We start from the raw sequence: 17,572 nt of genomic DNA on the forward strand, positions 1-17,572 counted from the left end.
GTCGAGTCCAAGCTGGCCGTGCTGGAGAAGTACAACCTCAAGGTCTGGGCCATCTCCAACCACCTCAAGGGCCAGGCGGTGTGCGATGACCCGATCGACTTCCGGCACGAGGCGATCGTCGGGGCCAGGGTCTGGGGCGACGGCGAGCCCGAAGGCGTCCGCCAACGCGCGGCCGAGGAAATGAAACACACCGCCCGGCTCGCCAAGGCCCTCGGCGTCGACACCGTGGTCGGGTTCACCGGGTCCTCGATCTGGCAGTACGTCGCGATGTTCCCGCCCGTGCCGGAGAAGGTCATCGAGGCCGGCTACCAGGACTTCGCCGACCGCTGGAACCCCATCCTGGACGTCTTCGACCAGTGCGGTGTCCGCTTCGCGCACGAGGTCCACCCCTCCGAGATCGCCTACGACTACTGGACCACCGTCCGCACCCTCGAGGCGATCGGGCACCGGGAGGCCTTCGGCCTGAACTGGGACCCGTCGCACTTCATGTGGCAGGGCATCGACCCCGTCTCCTTCATCTGGGACTTCAAGGACAGGATCTACCACGTGGACTGCAAGGACACGAAGCTGCGCCCCACCGGCCGGAACACCGTGTTGGGCTCGCACCTGCCCTGGGGCGACCCGCGCCGCGGCTGGGACTTCGTCTCTGCCGGCCGCGGCGACGTGCCCTGGGAATCCTCATTCCGCGCACTGGCAGCCATCGGCTACGACGGCCCCCTCTCGATCGAATGGGAAGACGCCGGCATGGACCGGCTCCACGGCGCCCCCGAAGCCCTCGCCAACCTCAAGAAGTTTGACTTCCCCGCGTCCCAGACCAGCTTTGACGCCGCTTTCGGCAGCTAAGACAGGAACCAGATCGTGATATCCGATATGCCCATTGTTCAGACAGCCGAAGGAAGGGTCCGCGGACGTTGGCGCGCGGGTTCTGCGGCTTTCCTTAATATTCCATATGCTCAGCCGCCAGTGAACGACTTGCGCTTTGAGGCACCTGTGCCTCCGACGGCTTGGGGTGGAGTACGTGACGCATTGGAGTACGGACCAACACCTCAGCGGCGCGGGCTGGGCCCGGTGACAACAATTCCTGAACCATCGATCCTTGGCCCAGACATCCTCAACCTCAATGTATTCGCGCCAGGTCCTTTTGAGGTGGCCGGCCCGGGGTCAGGACTTCCCGTCCTGGTATGGATTCACGGAGGCGGCTTCATCGCGGGCAGCCCCGCTAGTCCTTGGTACGACGGCGCAGCCTTCAACCGCAGTGGAGTCATAGTCGTGACTATCTCCTACCGGCTGGGTTTCGAAGGTTTTGGCTGGTTGCCGGATGCACCACTCAACCGGGGCATGCTTGACTGCATCGCGGCGCTGCAATGGGTGCAAAGCAACATCACGGCATTCGGGGGAGACCCGCGCCGCGTCACCGTTGGAGGTCAATCCGCAGGCGGTGGAGCAGTACTGGCACTCATGAAAAGACATGATGCCGTGGGGCTGTTCTCACAGGCGCTAATCATGTCGGGCTCGTCTATGTCAGTGAGTCCGGAATCGGCAATGGAAACAACTGACCGGGTTGCTGAGAGGCTGGGTATTGGGGTGTCAAAACGCGGGTTCGCTTCGGTTTCTGAAGAGGCACTGCTCGATGCCCAGCTAAGTCCACTACCCGCCGGGGACGGAACCCCTGTGGAGCGAGCCATGGCGGTAGCAAGTTTCATCGCGAATTCACGTGAGTACGGACCCGTTGAAGAGGGGCTGGACAAATCGGTCCCTAACGACGTTCCCACGCTGATTGGCGCTACTCGGGACGAATTTTCCGGCTTTATCAGAGGCGTGGCCGCGGATGTGAACCTTATGAAGCCCCAGACAGCGCTTGACAAGCTTGGAGCCAAACCAGCCATCACCGACGCGTACTTGGAAGCATCAAATGCACCGTCTGTCTCCTGGTTGGCAGAAGCATATTTGAACGACTCACTGTTTCGTCACGTCATACCGCGGATGGCGGCACAATCCAAGTCACCGGTCTGGGCATACCAATTTCAGTGGGAAGCACCTACAGGATTCGCCGGACATTGCATCGACCTGCCGTTCGCCTTCAACAGATTGGAATCCATTGGAGTTCGAGAGGTACTTGGGAACGAGCCTCCCGCGGAGCTTGCCGCATGTATGCACTCCTGCATTGCCACGTTTTGTGCGACGGGCAACCCCGGGTGGAACCCCATCACAGGGACCGGCCCAGTCATGATCTTTGACCGCGAATCCGGGGTCACGCTCGAAGACCCGTATGAAACGGCCCGCGTCTTCATTTGACCGAGTAGAGGCCACGGTAAGACCCACTTCAGCCCGGCTGATTGCGCCTAGTCACCAAGAACCTGACAGTGGGCCCGCACATCGGTCACCGTGTGGAGTCATTAGGCTGGCCTCCAAAAATCCGTCACCGGACCAATCACGATCTTTGACCGAACATCCGGCGTTACCACCGTAAACCCTTATACAACAGCCCGCGTTTTCATCTGAGACCATCCGCCCGGAGCCCATCCTGCGCGATGGGTTGGACGGACATGGCCGCGGAATTCTAAATCGTCCGGAAGTCCGGCAACAACGAAGGGATTATTCTATGGAAAACCCAACCGCCCACATGCCAGGAGGGAAGGTCTTGGCAGCACGCGCAGGGGGACTGGAAGGTCAGCGCCGCGCGGACCTCGGAGACGGAACCTACCTCAATCCGGTCTTCGCGGGAGACCACCCGGACCCCGCAATCCTGCGCGATGGGGATGACTACTATGTGACCTTCTCATCCTTCGAATCCACCCCAGGGCTCATCATCTGGCACTCGCGGGACCTGCTGAACTGGCAACCCCTTGGGTCGGCCCTGCCTACGCCGATTGGCAACGTCTTCGCGGTTGACATGTGCAAGGTCGGTGACAGGTTCTTCATCTACATACCGATCATTCCCACCGCCGTATCGCCGGATCCCACTGCCCCTGTGCTGATCTACGTAATCCATGCCGAGAACATGGCAGGACCATGGAGCGAGCCCGTCAGCTTGGGCATCGAAGGGCATATCGATCCGGGGCACGTTATCGGAGAGGACGGCAACCGCTACCTGTTCCTCAGCGGCGTCAGCCGCGTACGGCTCACTGCCGACGGACTAGCCACAAACGGACCGGTGGAGCACGTCTACGACGGCTGGCGCTACCCCGACGAGTGGGTCACGGAGGCCTACGCGCTGGAAGGGCCCAAGTTGACCCGTCGTGGGGAATGGTTCTACCTTACGACGGCGGTGGGCGGCACCTCGGGTCCACCCACCGGGCACATGGTCACAGTCGCCCGCTCCCGCTCCGTGAACGGGCCGTGGGAGGATTGCCCCCGCAACCCCATCATCAGGACCTGGGACGCGGATGAGCCATGGTGGAGCAAGGGCCATGCCACCTTGTTCGAGGGTCCGAACGGTCAATGGTGGAGCATTTATCATGGCTACGAAAACGGGTTTGCGACGCTGGGCCGGCAGACGCTGCTGGAACCCATTGAGTGGGAGGACGACGGGTGGCCCCGAGCAGCCGGAGGAGACCTCTCGACCGCTCTGCCCGCGCCCCTCCCCCCCGCAGCCCTGGCAACCGATCGGACCCACGGCTCGCCGTTGTCCGACGATTTTTCCACAGAGCGTTTTGGTGTCCAGTGGTCGTTCCACGCCCCGGCCAAGGACGAGTATCTCCGTGTGTCCTTTGATGAGGGGCTGGTTCTGCAAGCGCGGGGAGCGAGCCCATCGGACAGCTCACCGCTGACCTGCATCGTGGGCGACCGGAGCTACGAGATCAGCGTGGAGATGGAACTTCGGGACGGCGCCCAAGGCGGGCTGTTGCTGTACTACAGCGACCGCCTCTTCTGCGGAATGGGCCACGACGGTACCCACATGACCAGCTTCCGGGCCGGAAGGGCTATCCCGTACTGGCGGGAACCAGCGCCGGCTTCTCAAACGGTGCACCTGCGCATAGTCAACGACAATCACATCGTCACCCAGTACTACAGCACCGACGGGACCGAGTGGACCAGACATGGGCTGCGTTTCAACGTTGCCGGCTACAACACCAACACCGCCGACGAGCTCCTCAGCCTGCGCCCAGCGCTGTTCGCAACCGGCGCGGGAGCGGTGAGGTTCAGGAACTTCACCTACCGTGCCTTTTAGGCTGAGCTATATTAGGGCGAGTAGCGCTGGCAGGTCGACCGAACCAGGCGGCGGTCAGGACAATAAGTGCGGCGCACGTCCGTAGCAACGATATTGCGCTCCAATCCAAACGCGGTGTCGCCCGGCGCCGGTAGCTACGTCGTAGAGCCTATCCATCGTTCCCTTTTAGGCTTCCTCGGCAGCGGGTAGGGATCTCTGCACGGCAACACGCCGTGATTGCTTCGGCACCCACGGAAGCTTTTGGGGCTTTTCCTAGTCCCACCCGAAGATCTCCTTGCTCGCCTCACTCACTGCTTTGATCCATTTTTTGTGTTTGCAAATCCGGCGGAAGGCATTTGTTCACTATGGCATTATTTTTTCGACCATTCATGAATGGGGTGGGTCCCGACATCACAGGTTCCCCTACTTGGTCCTCGCTGCTGTGGAAGAGTGTTCAAGCATGACGACAGAGTCCACGCTCCGCTTCGGAGCCCAAACGGATGAAGTGACGAGCCTGCTGCGGATCGTCAACATGGTCCGCACTGGTGAGGCGACCACCCGTCCGGAAATCGGCAAAGTGACTGGCCTTGGCCGCGGCGTGGTTTCCCAGCGTGTGGATCAGGCAATCAAGATGGGCCTCTTGGCCGACGGTGAATTCGGAGCCTCTTCCGGTGGCCGCCAACCTCGGAAGCTCCGATTTCGCGCTGAACAGGGACTTATTGTCGTTTGTGCTCTGGGAGCCCTGCACGTCAGGGTGGGCATTGCCGGGCTGGACGGCGACATCCTGGAGCACATGCACCGTAACTGGGACATTTCCCGTGGGCCAGGGGAAACCATTGACATCGTGATGTCGATGGTGGACGACCTGCTGGAGAAGGGGAACAAACAACCCGTGTGGAGCGTTGTGGTGGGGCTTCCCGGACCCGTGGACTTCTCCACCGGACGGCCTGTGGCACCGGCCATCATGCCAGGATGGAACGATTTCGACGTCCGCACACCCTTCGAGGAGCGATACGATGCACCCGTTTGGGTGGACAATGACGTGAATCTCCTGGCGCTGGGTGAAGGCGCCCGCCGCCGGGAGGTGCCTACGGACTTGATCTACTGCAAAATCGGGTTGGGTATGGGCGCCGGACTGTTGTCCGAGGGACGAATGCATCGCGGGGCAAACGGTGCTGCCGGCGACATCGGGCATGTCAGAGTCGCAGGCTCTGATGCCCAATGCCGCTGCGGGAAGATCGGCTGCCTGGAAGCGGTTGCCGGCGGATGGGCGTTGGTGCGCGACGCAGAGTCGGCGATCGGGCATGGAGCACAAGGCCCACTGGCCAGCAGGGCCGGAAAAGCGCCCTTGATACCTGAGGACATTACCTTGGCCGCGGCAGAAGGGGACCCGCTGGCAATCGCCCTCATCCGGAAATCGGCACAGGTGGCAGGAGAAGCCATATCGACCCTGGTGAATATGTTCAACCCCGGAGTCATCGTCATAGGCGGCGTGATGGCCTCTGCTGGGGAAGTCTTCCTTTCTGAAGTCCGGCAGAGAATCTACGAACTATCTCTTCCGCTGGCCACGCGCGACCTCATCGTCCTCCAGTCCGCCAATGACGAACGAGAACCTTTACGGGGCGGAGTCGAACTGGCCCGCGAGCAACTCTTCGACGTAACCTTCCCACGCTGGTTCGCCCACGGCCGGCCGTCCCCAGAAGGAGTAAAAGCCACAGCTTAGTCCTGCATCGATCAGCGCATCTCTTGTCTTCAATCACGGGCTGTGCAGCAGACTTTCCTGGCATGCGCCGTATCAACTCTGAGGGCGAGAATTTTACGGCTTTAGCGCAGTGAAGCGCTGGCTGCGTAGTTAGCAGATTAGACCGAAAGGTTGCAGCCGTGCGCAAATTAGGTGGTGGCATGAGAATCATCAATAGCGTCCACCGAAGGAACGCCGTGCGAAAACACGGGCAATCCGCCAGGCATTTCAGACCTTTGCTTGCATTGCCACATCGGCAGGTTCGATGCCAGTGGCCACAGGTTCGTCGGAAAGGCTTCCATTGGGCAGCATCAACGCTGCAACCAACCCTAGGACATAAACTCCCGCCAACGCGAGGAAGACCGGCGAGAAAACGTTGTGATATATGGTCGCGATCGCGGACTGCACGGCAAAATCGGCAGCGTGAACTGATGCTGGTGTAAGGGTACGGGCGTCAAGTCCGTCTGGAAGGAGCGCCGCGACGCCAAATCCGACGACGCCGCCGACGACGGCTGACCCGATGGTCGAGCCGATCTGGCCGCTAAGGCCCGCGATTGCGGTCGAAGCACCGAGTTCACTGCGAGGCGCAGCGCTTTGCACAATTGCGACCGCCAAGCTCATGAATGCCCCGGTGCCAAGTCCAACAAAAGCCATGATTGCCGCTGGCAACCACAGCGGTGCGCCCTCCGGGAGAACGGACATTGTCCCAAGTCCCAGCGCTCCCATGGCTGTGCCAACGATGGGAAAGGCGCGGTACCGACCTGTCCGGGACACGATCCACCCTGTCAGGAGGTTACTCACCAGCATTCCAAAAACGGTGGCGATGGGTACCAGACCTGAGAGCGTCGCGCTTACGCCGTACGCCATTTGAAAATAGGTGGGTAGGTAGGCTGTGGCGGAGATGAGGCCCGCCCCCATGACCGCCGACAGGCCTACCCCTGCAGCGAAGGTGCGATCGTGAAACATGTGCACAGGGATGATGGGCGTTCCCTGGCCACGCTCTACGACGACGAGCCCGCCCAGCGCAACGGCGCCCACTCCGATGGCGATCCAAGCTGATAGCTCTGCTGTGCTGAACCATGCTACGGCGACAACGACCGACACTAGGACGACCGTGAGCAGTAGAGCGCCGATCAGATCGAATGGCCGCCCCCCGACCGGTTGAATGTGGGGGACGGCGATCACTGCCAGGAGGAGTGCGGCGAGCCCCGCGGGGACGTTAATCCAGAACACCCACTGCCAGCCCCAGTGGTCCGTGATCAGGCCCCCCAGAAGCGGCCCGATGAGGATTGCGACGGGGAACGCGGAGCCAATGAGAGAAAGATATCGCGGGCGTTGTCGTGCGGTCGTGACTTCCGCAACAATCGTTTGAGACATGAGTTGCAGGCCAGCAGCGCTCATCCCTTGGAGGACTCGCGCACTTACGAGTTGCATCATGTCGTGTGCGAGGCCGCACGCAAATGAAGATACGACAAAGGCGGCAAGGGCAATGAGGAACACTCGTCGCGGTCCGGTTCGGTCACCCAGCCCGCCGAGGATGGGCACAAGCACCGTGCTGGCGAGCGTGTAGCCCACGACGACCCAGCTCATTCGCTCAAGGGCTCCTAGTTCACCGGCGACAGTAGCAAGCGATGTCGAAACGATGGTGTGGTCGAGTGCACCGAGGAATGATACAGCTAGCAGCGCCGCGATCAGCAGCCGTAGGCGGGTGGAAGAGAGGGGCGGTGTGCCGGGGCCCAGCGCGAGCGAACGGCCAGGTGATGGAGTGGAAGCGGACATGACGGGTCCTTTCGAGAGTTCAGAAAGGTCCTTGGGTTTCCAGCCCGGATCGTGCCACCGAACCACGGGAGGCGGCACAACCGCGCCGACAGAGGGTCGGCCAAGACGAATGTCAGGAATACTATGCGAAGAGAACGCTGGCGGGCAAGTCAGCGGGCCCGGAAATCCGCGGAATTATCCGCCTAGGGGGTACCTCAGACCCGTCGACCATTCCACGGGCCGTGCTGTTGCCCGGCGCGGCGCCGAACAGGCCCGGATCCCCGTAACGGCGCGGACTTCAGCGTCCAGGCAGCCGAAACCGGGGGATGCGTATCAACGGATCTAATCTGCAGATTCTGCAATAGGATCCTCCGCTTGTCATAATCGCTGCTATCGCAGCGATTTCGTAAAGCTGGCGGGTTTCAGCTGCAGCGTGAGCGGCCTGCCTGGCGGGGGAGAGGTTCAGGCCTGTGTGACCTGGCGGAGGTACTGCAGGGGTGGTGACGTCGACTTTCCATGGCTCTTGGTCGTTGGATGATTCCTCGGTCACCTCGGCGGCAGTCATCGCCGCTGACCGTGTTCCCTTCTGCGATGTCGCGCCCGGCCTGTTCCATCTCTGTCCTGATGTCCAGCTGCGACAGCCGAAGTGTGCCGCTGACGGTACCCCTTCGAGTCCTATGCGCTGTCCGCGCAAGCATTCGGGCGTTATGCGTCATGTTGGTTGGGCAGGACTCGGTCCCGGGTTCGTAGGTGACTCTTAGGAATTGAATACTGAGGTCATAAGACGGGATGAGGCGCCCATCGAGAAGGAGTTCAGGCCTCTCGTTTTCCCGCTGAAGCCCGGGTAGGCGCCAGGCTTCGGGCCGGGGAGTGATGAGGGTGGCAGCGGTATCAGGCAGGTGTAAAGGGGGTGCTCTGTCTGGTTGTGTCGGCGTTTCATCCATGTCGAAGCGGATGGTTCGGGCCGCCGCTTACGCGGCCTCCTTGTGGGACTTAGCGCGGGCCTCGATCTCCTTCACGGTGTGGTGGAACGCCTTCACGAGGACGCTCTTGCCGATGGTTCCGAGAACGACTTCCAGAAACCGTCCGCGCAGGTTCTTACCCTCACGGGTCACTACTGGCGGGTGTCGCGCTCGGGCGGGGCATCGGGTACCTACTCGTCCCGACTTAGGGGGTATGAGTCTGCTGATGGCACGGTTAGGCACTCGTCTCCGCTCTGGGGCTCCTCCAAAGCGATGACTTCAAGGGAAAGAGGAAGCTCCGCGCGTGGGAACAGGCCGCCGCCCGTTAGCGGGAAGGAAGCGCTGGCTTCCGCTTCATACAAATTGCAGGACACAAGTCCTCCTTCAATAGGTTGACCGGCGAGTACGCACGGAATTGCCGTTTACGTGGTTTCTGCCAGATCCCACGGCCTGCTTACAGTTCTCGTCTGGTACAGCGGAAGCTTCCACCCGACCGCACATAGCGTTGATTGCTAGCGCTGGTCCTGCAAGGAGTTCCACGGCCGGCCGAGGGGCGTCAATCTGGGGTGTGATCCACCAGCCGGGCGTGCTCCGGAAGTTCTAAGCCATGGACTCACTGGATTGAACGGTGGTCGGTTGAGGTTTCAGCGAAAGCCCGGCGCCGACGGGAAACAGGGGGTTTGCAGTGTCGGATCCTACGTCGGGATGGCTCGCTCTTACTTCTTCCATTGAGCTGGGCAGCTCGAACGGAAGTCGTCCCACCGGTTCGATGCGGCCGGTCAGAGCATCCAGAACTGCTTTATCGGAGGCACCGTATTCACCGACGATCGCTGCGCAGTGGTCTACGAGCGGTGTAAGAATCGCGGCACGTTCCAAATGAACGATGAGGATGACGGGTACTTTTGCGGCTAGTTCTGCGATGCGGGTGACCGTTTCGGCCGGGAAGTCGAGGCTGCCTTGATGGGCGCCGGCTTCGAGGAAGTAAGTTGAACGTGGCTCGTATGGCGTGTTGACCCTTACGAGGGCAACGTCGGCTTCTTCCGGTGCGCTTACCGCGACAAGTCCGGCGTCAGCTGCGGCGGTCACGCCGACACCGTCAAGGAACGTTCTCGTGCCTGGGAGCAGGGGCAGGGAAGCGTCATTGGCAAGTACTGTGACCGATCGGGCCTGCGCTTGATGCCCGGCGGCGATGGCATCTGCAGCGCCGACGGCCAGCGCCACGTTCTCTTCGTCGACATAGGGGTCATCAAAGAGCCCTAGCTGGAATTTGACGTCCAGGATGCGACGGGCCGATTCGTCGATGCGCGCTTCGGTCAGTCGTCCCGCTTTAACGAGTGACTGGAGCACCTCCACGGCAGTTTCCCCGCCGAACTGGTCGACTCCGGCATGGAGGGCGAGCTCGGCGCGCTCTGCGCGGTCGAGGTGTTCGACGCCCCACGCCTTTGCTGGCCAGGGCAGTCCGCCGACTTCGATATCGGTGAGGATCGCCCAGTCTGTGACCACGACTCCGTCGAATTTCAGTCGTTCGCGTAGGAGTGTGGTGATCATGGTGCGATTGAAGCCGAAGGCCACTTCTTCGACCGGGATGCCCTCCCATGTAAGGGCTATGGGCATCCCGTAGTAGGGCATGATGGAGCATACGCCTGACTCAATTGCTGCGACAAAGGGTTGGAGGTGGTCGTCGAATCTGCCGCCCGGGTAGACCTGCTCGCGGCCGTAGGGGAAGTGCGGGTCCTCGCCGTCTTTTTGGGGACCTCCGCCGGGGAAATGTTTGGCGATGGCGGCAACGCTGTGCGGGCCCAGTTTCTCTCCCTGCAATCCGCGCAGGAAGGCTTGAACGAATGCGCTGACCTGTTGCGGGTCCTGCCCGAACGTCTGCAGCTGACGTGACCACCGGGGGTCGGTTGCCAGATCGATCTGGGGATGGATTGCGGTGGATATACCGATTGCGCGGTACTCGCGCCGGACGATTTCTCCAAGGTGTTCGAACAGGCCCGGGTCGCCGATGGCGGCAAGGCCGAGGGTTTCGGGCCATTGTGACAGGTCTCCGGCCGCTTGTGCCATTCCCTCCGTTTGGGAGAACCCGTGGCGCGGATCACTGGAAATGGTCACCGGGATTCCGTGCGGGGTTTGCTCGGCCAGTTCCTGCAGCGCGTTGTGCCAGCGCGCAGTGTCGCGTGCCGACCTCAGGTGGGTCACATTGAAGTGATTCATGAACTTGCCGTGGACCAAATCACGGGCAGAGCCTGTTCCCACATGCCCTGGGTCGTCGTGATCCCCTGGCTCCCCGACATGAATCACCGTGTGGAACAGCAGCCCAATCTTCTCGTCAAGGCTCAATCGCCCCAGCAGGTCAGAGACGCGCTTTTCAACCGGAAGCCGCGGATCCTCATAGGGATCCATTACCCCGTTGCCGTTCAGGTCGCGGTACGGCGTTCCGTCGGGGGAAAGGAGGTTGGGGGTGCGCATAGGAAGTCCTGTCAGATCATGAATCGCCTATCTGCGATCTCCACATCAGCTTAGCAGGACTTATGTGCGCGAAGCACAAATGCCTAAGCTAGAAGAGCTTGCAACTCGGCGGCACGGGCCCCCGGGCTTCCAGCCGGAAGCCACCGCGCCAAGGCTTCGGGTTGCAGCACGCCATCGAGGGCAAGCCTGCCTGCACCTGAGAGCCCGTAGTCGTATGGCAGGGCAGAGGCACGCACCGTGAGCTGTTCGGTGGACAGCGGAGTCCCGCGCCGTTTGATCATGGCGGTGAACTCCTCAAGAATCTGCCCTCCTGTGCGAAGAATGCCCCCTCCGAGGACGACTTCGCCGGGGTTCACGAAGTTGACCAGGTCGGCGATGACGCCTCCCAGCGAGTTGGAGGCATCGCGAAGGACCTTCAGGACTGTTTCGTCACCGGCGCGCGCCCGCAGGCCAAGTTCCTCCAGCGTTGGAGTTATCGGGTTTTTAGATGAGCCCGGCGGCGCCACCGAATCTGCCGCGGCGACGCGTGCTAGGACGGCCCATCCTCCGGCAACGGCTTCCAGGCATCCGGTAAGGCCGCACCGGCACTGCGCGCCGGGGTCCTCCGTTACTCGGATGTGCCCGATTGCGCCCGCCCCTCCACGGTCACCGCGGAGCACGCGCCCGCCTGAAATGACACCCGCTCCTACATCCACTCCAACCTCCACGAAGAGCATGTCCCGCCGGGAACCACCGCCTGCGTTCCACTCGGCCAATGCCATGAGGTGCACGTGGTTATCGACCCACACGGGTGCGTCGATAATGCTTCGCAGCCACATTCGGGGATTGAACCCGTCCCACCCCGGCATTACTGACGGAGCTATGATCCGCCCGGTGCTGAATTCCACCGGTCCGGGCACTCCAATGGCCACCGCCCATGGCCGATGTGAAGAAGAGCGAATTCGACGGCGCATCAGGGACGCGAGGCGCTGCATGGTTTGCTCAGGTCCTTTTTCGAGTCGCCACGCCTCCTGCTCGGTACCCGTTATCGCCCCTGCCGCATCAACGGAGGCCACGGTCAGTTCGGTCGAACCGATTAATGCGGCCAGTACGGTACCAGCCCTCGGGTTTACCGAAAGCGTTTGGGGCTGTCGGCCCCCACCCGACGGAGCCAGTCCCGTTTCTTCAAGAAGGCCAACCTCCAGCAGTTGCGCCACGCGCTGCGTAACGGCCTTCCGGCCCAGTCCGCTGTCTGCCACCAGCTGCGGACGCGTTTTGGACGCACCGCGCCGGATCAGGTCCAGCAGCATGGCACTGTGGGAAACGTCCGGATCGGCAGGCCACAGTACGGCCGTGTCCTGACTCAAAGGGTTCTGCATGGATCCTCTGCTCTTGGAAGTCTTTTGGGGGAGGTGCGCGTAGGCAGCACAAGCGTATGTCAGGCATCAGTGGAGAGAGATATGCGTATCAGGAATACTAATGCGCGTTGAGAACAAAAGTGTCATCATGGAAAACAGGCCCTAGGGAGTGTTGCCATGAGGGCACGCAGGTTCCAGCGGTAGCCGATCCGGCGGTGTTCAGGCATCTGGGTCTTCTAGGGTGGCGACGCGGCATGTGATCATCTGCCGCACTGTTTCTGCTTGAAGTCCGACGATACCGATGCGTGGAGGCCGATGGTCGAAGAGTACGAGTGACCGACCTGCGTCTGCACGCACGCCGGATGGTTCCGTCGTCATCGCCGCAACAGCTGCCTCACCTGAGGAAACGCCCGATTTCGTCAAGGAACGGGGGTCTCGCAGCTACATCTACTCCCGTGGTTTAAGAGCCGATAATGAAGATTCCGTCAACCTGGCGAGGTTGCCGCAATGGCGGAACGATGTGTCGGCGGGGGAGAGCTTCATGAAGGTCTGGCTTGGCGCAGGTACTGGTAGACGGTCTCCCGGCTGATGCCGTAGTCGCGCGCGAGGACGGACTTGGGGACACCGCTGCCGGCGCGCTGGACCAGCTCGGCTGCCCGTTCCGGTGTGAGGGTCTTTTTCCGCCCTTTGTAGGCGCCGCGCTGCTGGGCCAGGGCGATGCCTTCCCGTTGGCGTTCCCTGATGAGTGAGCGTTCGAATTCAGCGAAGGCCCCCATCACGGAAAGCATGAGGTTCGCCATGGGGGAGTCCTCCCCGGTGAAGACCAGGCTCTCTTTGACGAACTCCACCCGCACCCCTTTGCGGGTCAGGCCCTGGACCAGGGCACGTAAGTCATCGAGGTTCCGGGCGAGACGGTCCATGCTGTGCACAACCACGATGTCCCCATCGCGGGCGAACCGCAACAGTTCCGTGAGTTGTGGCCGGACTGTGTCCCTGCCGGAGGCCTTGTCCGTGAAAACCCGGTCCAGAACCTGGCCTTCGAGCTGGCGTTTCTCGTTCTGGTCCAGCGTGCTCACCCGCACGTACCCGATCCGCTGTCCCGTCACCGGCGCCTCCGACCCTCATCCTGTCAGGTTGAGTTCTAGGCCCGTTCCGGAAGGAAGTCAAGACAAACAAGCCCGACGTCAGTTTGGGGTGTGCTCCAACTGGACGGAACTCTTGACCAGTGGACTAGATTCTCCGGCACTTCCGGTGCCGGGGCAGAGAAGAATGCGTCTCTGACCCCGCCCACAAAGGCTGTAGGCCGGATTCCATCCCAGGACGGGACCCAATCTGTCGGCGATGTCGGTAAGGATCTGGATGTCTTCTTGGTCAAAGCTGAAGGGCAGCGCGAAGGCCACCTCGTCGACTTCCTGGAATCCTGAGTGTGCGTCGCTGCTCGGCGATTTCACCGCTGCTGCCGATGAGATCCGGGGCGAACAGCATGCCGTTTGGCCCCTGCGGGGCCCGGGTGCGGGGAGTGCGCTCATCGACGTACCGCTGGTACTTCTTCCGCTGACCCGGTGACGCCGAATCGGTTGGGATCACCACCAAGCCCTGCGAAACACGGGCCGATCCATGCGCTTGTGATGACGTTGCGGCGGCCTCACGGAAGGCACAGTCGCCGACTTCCTGCTGGCCGCCCCGTACCAAAGGCGGCCCCGAAGACCGGGGGAGCGCGGCTCGACGCGGTTGGAGAATTCCTCGACCACACGATACCGGCCGGAAAAGTCCCGTACCGTTCCCCGGCGATCAGACGCGCAAGCCGATCTGCGCAGGCGTAGCTGAAGTCCTCCAGCTCCGAGGAATCCGGGTACAGCTCGTGCTTCACCGTGTCGTAGTGCATCGGTTCTCCCACGCCTACGACAAACTTCCCCGCCGAACAAGAAGCACTTCCCAACGAAGGACACATCGTCGCAACGCTGGAATGGGCCGAACCCGAGACCGCTGCGGAGCAAGACCAATACGGACTTACCGAACCTGACAGAATAGGCTGGCCGACTAGGAATCGTCTCGATCTGTCCAACATCCCAGGGGGAGTCCAATGCAAGAATTGCGCGATGCCATCGCGAGAGGCCGGGTCATCTTCGTCGTTGGAACAGGGTTGTCCATATCGAGCACAGATAACGCCGACTGCGCGAGCTGGGTGGGCTTCATCGAGAGCACCCTGAAGCATATTGCAGCGCGGAGCATGGCTCAGCAAGGTTGGCACGACATGATCCAGCAGACGCTGAAATACGCCGTCAACAATAATGATACGGACGCCTTGATCTCGGTGGCGGGGATGGTTCAGACCAAGGTTTCCGAATCTGGGGAAACAGCAGTCAGCAATTGGCTTCAGGGCACTATCGGTGCCCTGACTCCAACGGATTCTTCATGGGCGGAGGCTCTGGACAAGGTCGGGTGCCCAATTCTCACCACCAACTACGATTCTCTGATCGAGCAGGCCACTGGACGGCAGTCGACAACATGGCAAAGCAGCTCGGAAATGCAGAAGATCCTAGTCAACAACTCGACCAAGGTCGGACATCTTCACGGCTTCTGGGAAGAACCGGCGTCAGTCGTTCTCAGTCAGGGTGATTACACTCGCCTGCTGAACAGCGGTAGCGCCCAGGAACTGCAGAAGGCCGCCTCCGTACTCAAATCCATTGTCTACGTTGGAGTGGGGGCTGGCTTAACAGACCCCAACTTCTCCCGTCTCATTGACTGGCACCGGAGCTCCTTTGGTACGTCAGGGCATCGACACTATCGACTCTGCCGAGCCTCCGAAGTCGATGCGCTAATGGTGGGGCACAGGTCAGACCACATCCATCCTGTCGCCTACGGCAGCGACTTTTCAGATCTGCCGGCATTTCTCCAGTCTTTGGTCCCGAACTCGGACAATCAAGCCGTCATCTCACCTTCCGGGCAGGTGCTCGACCCGACCCAACTTGCAATCGAGGCTCTTGCCGATCAGGTCAGGATGCAGTCGATCATGTGTGAAAATGCCACGGATCGTGATTCCAGACGGGTTGAGGACTTACTCGTCCCTCCTGTGCTCTTCCCTGTTTCCAGCGATCGCATTCAAGCCGCTGAACACATCGCTGACACCAAAAAGATCAAAAGGTCAGATCCCTACGAAATAAGTCGGCTCAACGGAGTGACTGTCATTGTCGGGGAAGAGAACACAGGACTCACAACGGCCCTACAGTGGTTACTCGACCAAGCCGCGAGCAGTTCCGGCACGCCACCCGTTCTTGTGGATTTCAACAAGTTCACCAAGGGTGGCCAACCTCTGGTCGTTCAACTGCGGGCGGAGGCCCGGGCCTTGAATCTCCTACCGTCTGGCGCAGAGATCACTGCTGACGTCGTAGTGGGAATCGACAACGTGACCCCTTACGCTGGGCGCTTATGCGAGCAGATGATCCAAGATTTGATCAAGATCAACCCCCGTCAGGTTTTCGTCGGCTGCCGCCTTGAGAACGAAGCGGAGCTCGTCGAAAGACTTGTCGCTGCCGGCCTTGCCCCTGAGGTGCGCTATATAGGACGCTTTGGCCGGCAAGACGTCATCAAGCTTGTCAGCCTAGCGTCTGCAAGCCGGCCCGAATCAGTTGCCCAGCGAGTGCTGTCCGTTCTGTCCCAGCAGAACCTTCCTCGAACGCCGTTCATTGTGGCATTGCTGGCATCGATCCTCCTCGCAGGAAACTCCATTTCAGCGAACAGTTCGCATACGTCGCTGCTTGACCAATATCTGAGCCAGCTTTTGGGGCGGGGCAACGTCGACGAGGATGCCCGGTGGTCAGTTGATGCTGGTCTGCGAGAAGCCGTGTTGGCGGACCTGGCAATGCTATTCGTGGAGGAGCGCGTTGGTTCGCTTCCCGGGTCAGCCGTGATCGCCCGCATCGAAACCTATTTCGAGAAACGGGATATCTCAGAGTCCGCCGTCGAATTGCTCGAGTATTTTCGAGCACAACGAGTCGTGCGAAGCAGCAGAAATCTCGTTCGATTTAGCCACCACAGCTACCTCTATCTTTTCGCGGCAAAGGCTGCAGCCGAGAATACTTCGTTCCGAGAAGTGATACTGGGCGATCCCACACTCTTCGCCCCTATCATTCGTCACTACGCTTCCCTAAAACGCCAGGACGCAGAGCTGCTCGCCCGTCTGGAAAAGTATCTCAACGAATCGCAACATCTTGCGGCTGATCGAGTGACTCTTCGACAAGTTGAAGTCGTGGACGCGCCGTCTGACCTCACAATAGATATCGAGTTCACTGGAAGTAGCCAGCCAGATGGTTCTCAGAAGCTTGTTGAACCTGACCATCATCCAGAGGACGGCTTGCTCCCGTACGAAGAGCCTGAGGCTTTCCCGCTGTCCATCCCTGAGGATTTGCCGGCGGCGTTTAGGTACTCAATCGTGCTCGATGTCGTTTCAACTGCCCTGCGAGACTGCGATCAAGTGCCCGATCCCGAATTGAAAGCGCAGTTGCTGCGGAAAGTACTGGCTGGCTGGGGACGATACCTTGGGCTCGTCACGTCAGATCCAATTCTGAAGGAAGCCTTCAAACACGTCGCCGAGATCACGGCCCAGGCAGTGGGGATCCCGGATGCCAAGCGAGAGGAATTCATCGATCGCACAGTCGATATTTTCCCGTCCCTAATGACCATGTCTGGAATTTCAGCTTCACTTTCGTCGCGGAAGCTTCTCAAGGCTCTTGACAAGGCGATAGATGACCGACATTTCATTGAGGAAGCAGAAAGCGCCATTGCGGCCGCATTCATGCTAACCGACATACAAGAGTCGGGCTGGGCGAGCAAACTCAGCGGAGTGACTGCCGAGCATAACAGGCTTGAAATCATCGCGACATTTTTCAGGAGTTTCTGCACATACTTGTACTTCTCAGCCTCGATCAACAGGGAGGATGAAGCTGCTCTACTGCATTACATCTCCGAGCTGTCCGTTGCTGGATATAAGTTTTCAGACCCCAGGCTCAAGAACCAAAACATAACTCGGATCGAGCAATCGCTCAAGACTCAGAAGCTCCAACAGCTCAAGATCAATTCGGCGCGAGCAGGGAACGTGGATTCCGCGGACGCTTCACCTTCGGGAACGCCCTTGGAGTTAGAGAGCTGAGCAGAT

The 17,572-nt window shown here is 60.6% G+C and carries 10 protein-coding genes and 1 pseudogene; 5 read left to right on the forward strand and 6 right to left on the reverse strand.

Going from position 1 to position 17,572, the window contains the following annotated elements:
- The 4 genes from AC1DGD_RS06145 to AC1DGD_RS06160 all read left to right on the forward strand — a co-directional run.
- On the forward strand, positions 1 to 843 hold an 843-nt coding region (locus tag AC1DGD_RS06145), incomplete at its 5' end, for a sugar phosphate isomerase/epimerase family protein (RefSeq protein ID WP_476856232.1).
- A gap of 27 nt (positions 844 to 870) precedes the next feature.
- A complete protein-coding gene (locus AC1DGD_RS06150; protein WP_476851105.1) occupies positions 871 to 2,295 on the forward strand; it encodes a carboxylesterase/lipase family protein in 1,425 nt (474 codons plus the stop codon).
- 346 nt (positions 2,296 to 2,641) lie between these two features.
- Positions 2,642 to 4,171, forward strand: a complete 1,530-nt coding sequence (locus AC1DGD_RS06155; protein ID WP_476850990.1) for a family 43 glycosylhydrolase — start codon at positions 2,642 to 2,644, stop codon at positions 4,169 to 4,171.
- A gap of 439 nt (positions 4,172 to 4,610) precedes the next feature.
- Positions 4,611 to 5,873 carry an ROK family protein gene (locus tag AC1DGD_RS06160; protein WP_476850991.1) on the forward strand — a complete coding sequence of 421 codons (1,263 nt, stop codon included), beginning with the start codon at positions 4,611 to 4,613 and terminating at the stop codon, positions 5,871 to 5,873.
- Between the two features lie 246 nt (positions 5,874 to 6,119).
- Here the strand turns inward: AC1DGD_RS06160 and AC1DGD_RS06165 are convergent, their stop codons facing one another.
- The 6 genes and pseudogenes from AC1DGD_RS06165 to AC1DGD_RS06190 form a co-directional block, all read right to left on the reverse strand.
- Positions 6,120 to 7,670: an MFS transporter gene (locus tag AC1DGD_RS06165; RefSeq protein WP_476850992.1), complete on the reverse strand. Its 1,551-nt coding sequence runs from the start codon at positions 7,668 to 7,670 to the stop codon at positions 6,120 to 6,122.
- A gap of 950 nt (positions 7,671 to 8,620) precedes the next feature.
- On the reverse strand, positions 8,621 to 8,764 hold the full coding sequence (locus AC1DGD_RS06170) for a hypothetical protein (RefSeq protein ID WP_476850993.1): 144 nt from the start codon (positions 8,762 to 8,764) through the stop codon (positions 8,621 to 8,623).
- Between the two features lie 447 nt (positions 8,765 to 9,211).
- Positions 9,212 to 11,080, reverse strand: coding sequence for a glycoside hydrolase family 3 protein (locus AC1DGD_RS06175; RefSeq protein ID WP_476850994.1), 1,869 nt, complete (start codon positions 11,078 to 11,080; stop codon positions 9,212 to 9,214).
- An 83-nt stretch (positions 11,081 to 11,163) separates the two neighbouring features.
- Entirely contained in the window at positions 11,164 to 12,438 is a 1,275-nt protein-coding gene (locus AC1DGD_RS06180) for an ROK family protein (protein WP_476856233.1), read from the reverse strand.
- A 518-nt stretch (positions 12,439 to 12,956) separates the two neighbouring features.
- Positions 12,957 to 13,523 (reverse strand): recombinase family protein, encoded by a 567-nt coding sequence (locus AC1DGD_RS06185; RefSeq protein WP_476856234.1) that lies wholly within the window; start codon positions 13,521 to 13,523, stop codon positions 12,957 to 12,959.
- 198 nt (positions 13,524 to 13,721) lie between these two features.
- Positions 13,722 to 14,320, reverse strand: a pseudogene (locus tag AC1DGD_RS06190) (LLM class flavin-dependent oxidoreductase); the annotation flags it as partial.
- A 180-nt stretch (positions 14,321 to 14,500) separates the two neighbouring features.
- Here AC1DGD_RS06190 and AC1DGD_RS06195 point away from each other — a divergent pair.
- Complete coding sequence (locus AC1DGD_RS06195) at positions 14,501 to 17,566, forward strand: SIR2 family protein (protein ID WP_476856235.1); 3,066 nt, start codon at positions 14,501 to 14,503, stop codon at positions 17,564 to 17,566.
- The last annotated feature ends 6 nt before the right edge of the window (positions 17,567 to 17,572 follow it).

It is taken from the genome of Arthrobacter sp. 05T45 (assembly GCF_056395875.1).

What these genes read in the sequence shown, in the direction of transcription:
- AC1DGD_RS06150 (WP_476851105.1), top strand. Translation starts at nt 871, where the DNA reads ATGCCCATTGTTCAGACAGCCGAAGGAAGGGTCCGCGGACGTTGGCGC.
- AC1DGD_RS06160 (WP_476850991.1), top strand. Translation starts at nt 4,611, where the DNA reads ATGACGACAGAGTCCACGCTCCGCTTCGGAGCCCAAACGGATGAAGTG.
- AC1DGD_RS06165 (WP_476850992.1), bottom strand. Translation starts at nt 7,670, where the DNA reads ATGTCCGCTTCCACTCCATCACCTGGCCGTTCGCTCGCGCTGGGCCCC.
- AC1DGD_RS06175 (WP_476850994.1), bottom strand. Translation starts at nt 11,080, where the DNA reads ATGCGCACCCCCAACCTCCTTTCCCCCGACGGAACGCCGTACCGCGAC.
- AC1DGD_RS06180 (WP_476856233.1), bottom strand. Translation starts at nt 12,438, where the DNA reads ATGCAGAACCCTTTGAGTCAGGACACGGCCGTACTGTGGCCTGCCGAT.
- AC1DGD_RS06195 (WP_476856235.1), top strand. Translation starts at nt 14,501, where the DNA reads ATGCAAGAATTGCGCGATGCCATCGCGAGAGGCCGGGTCATCTTCGTC.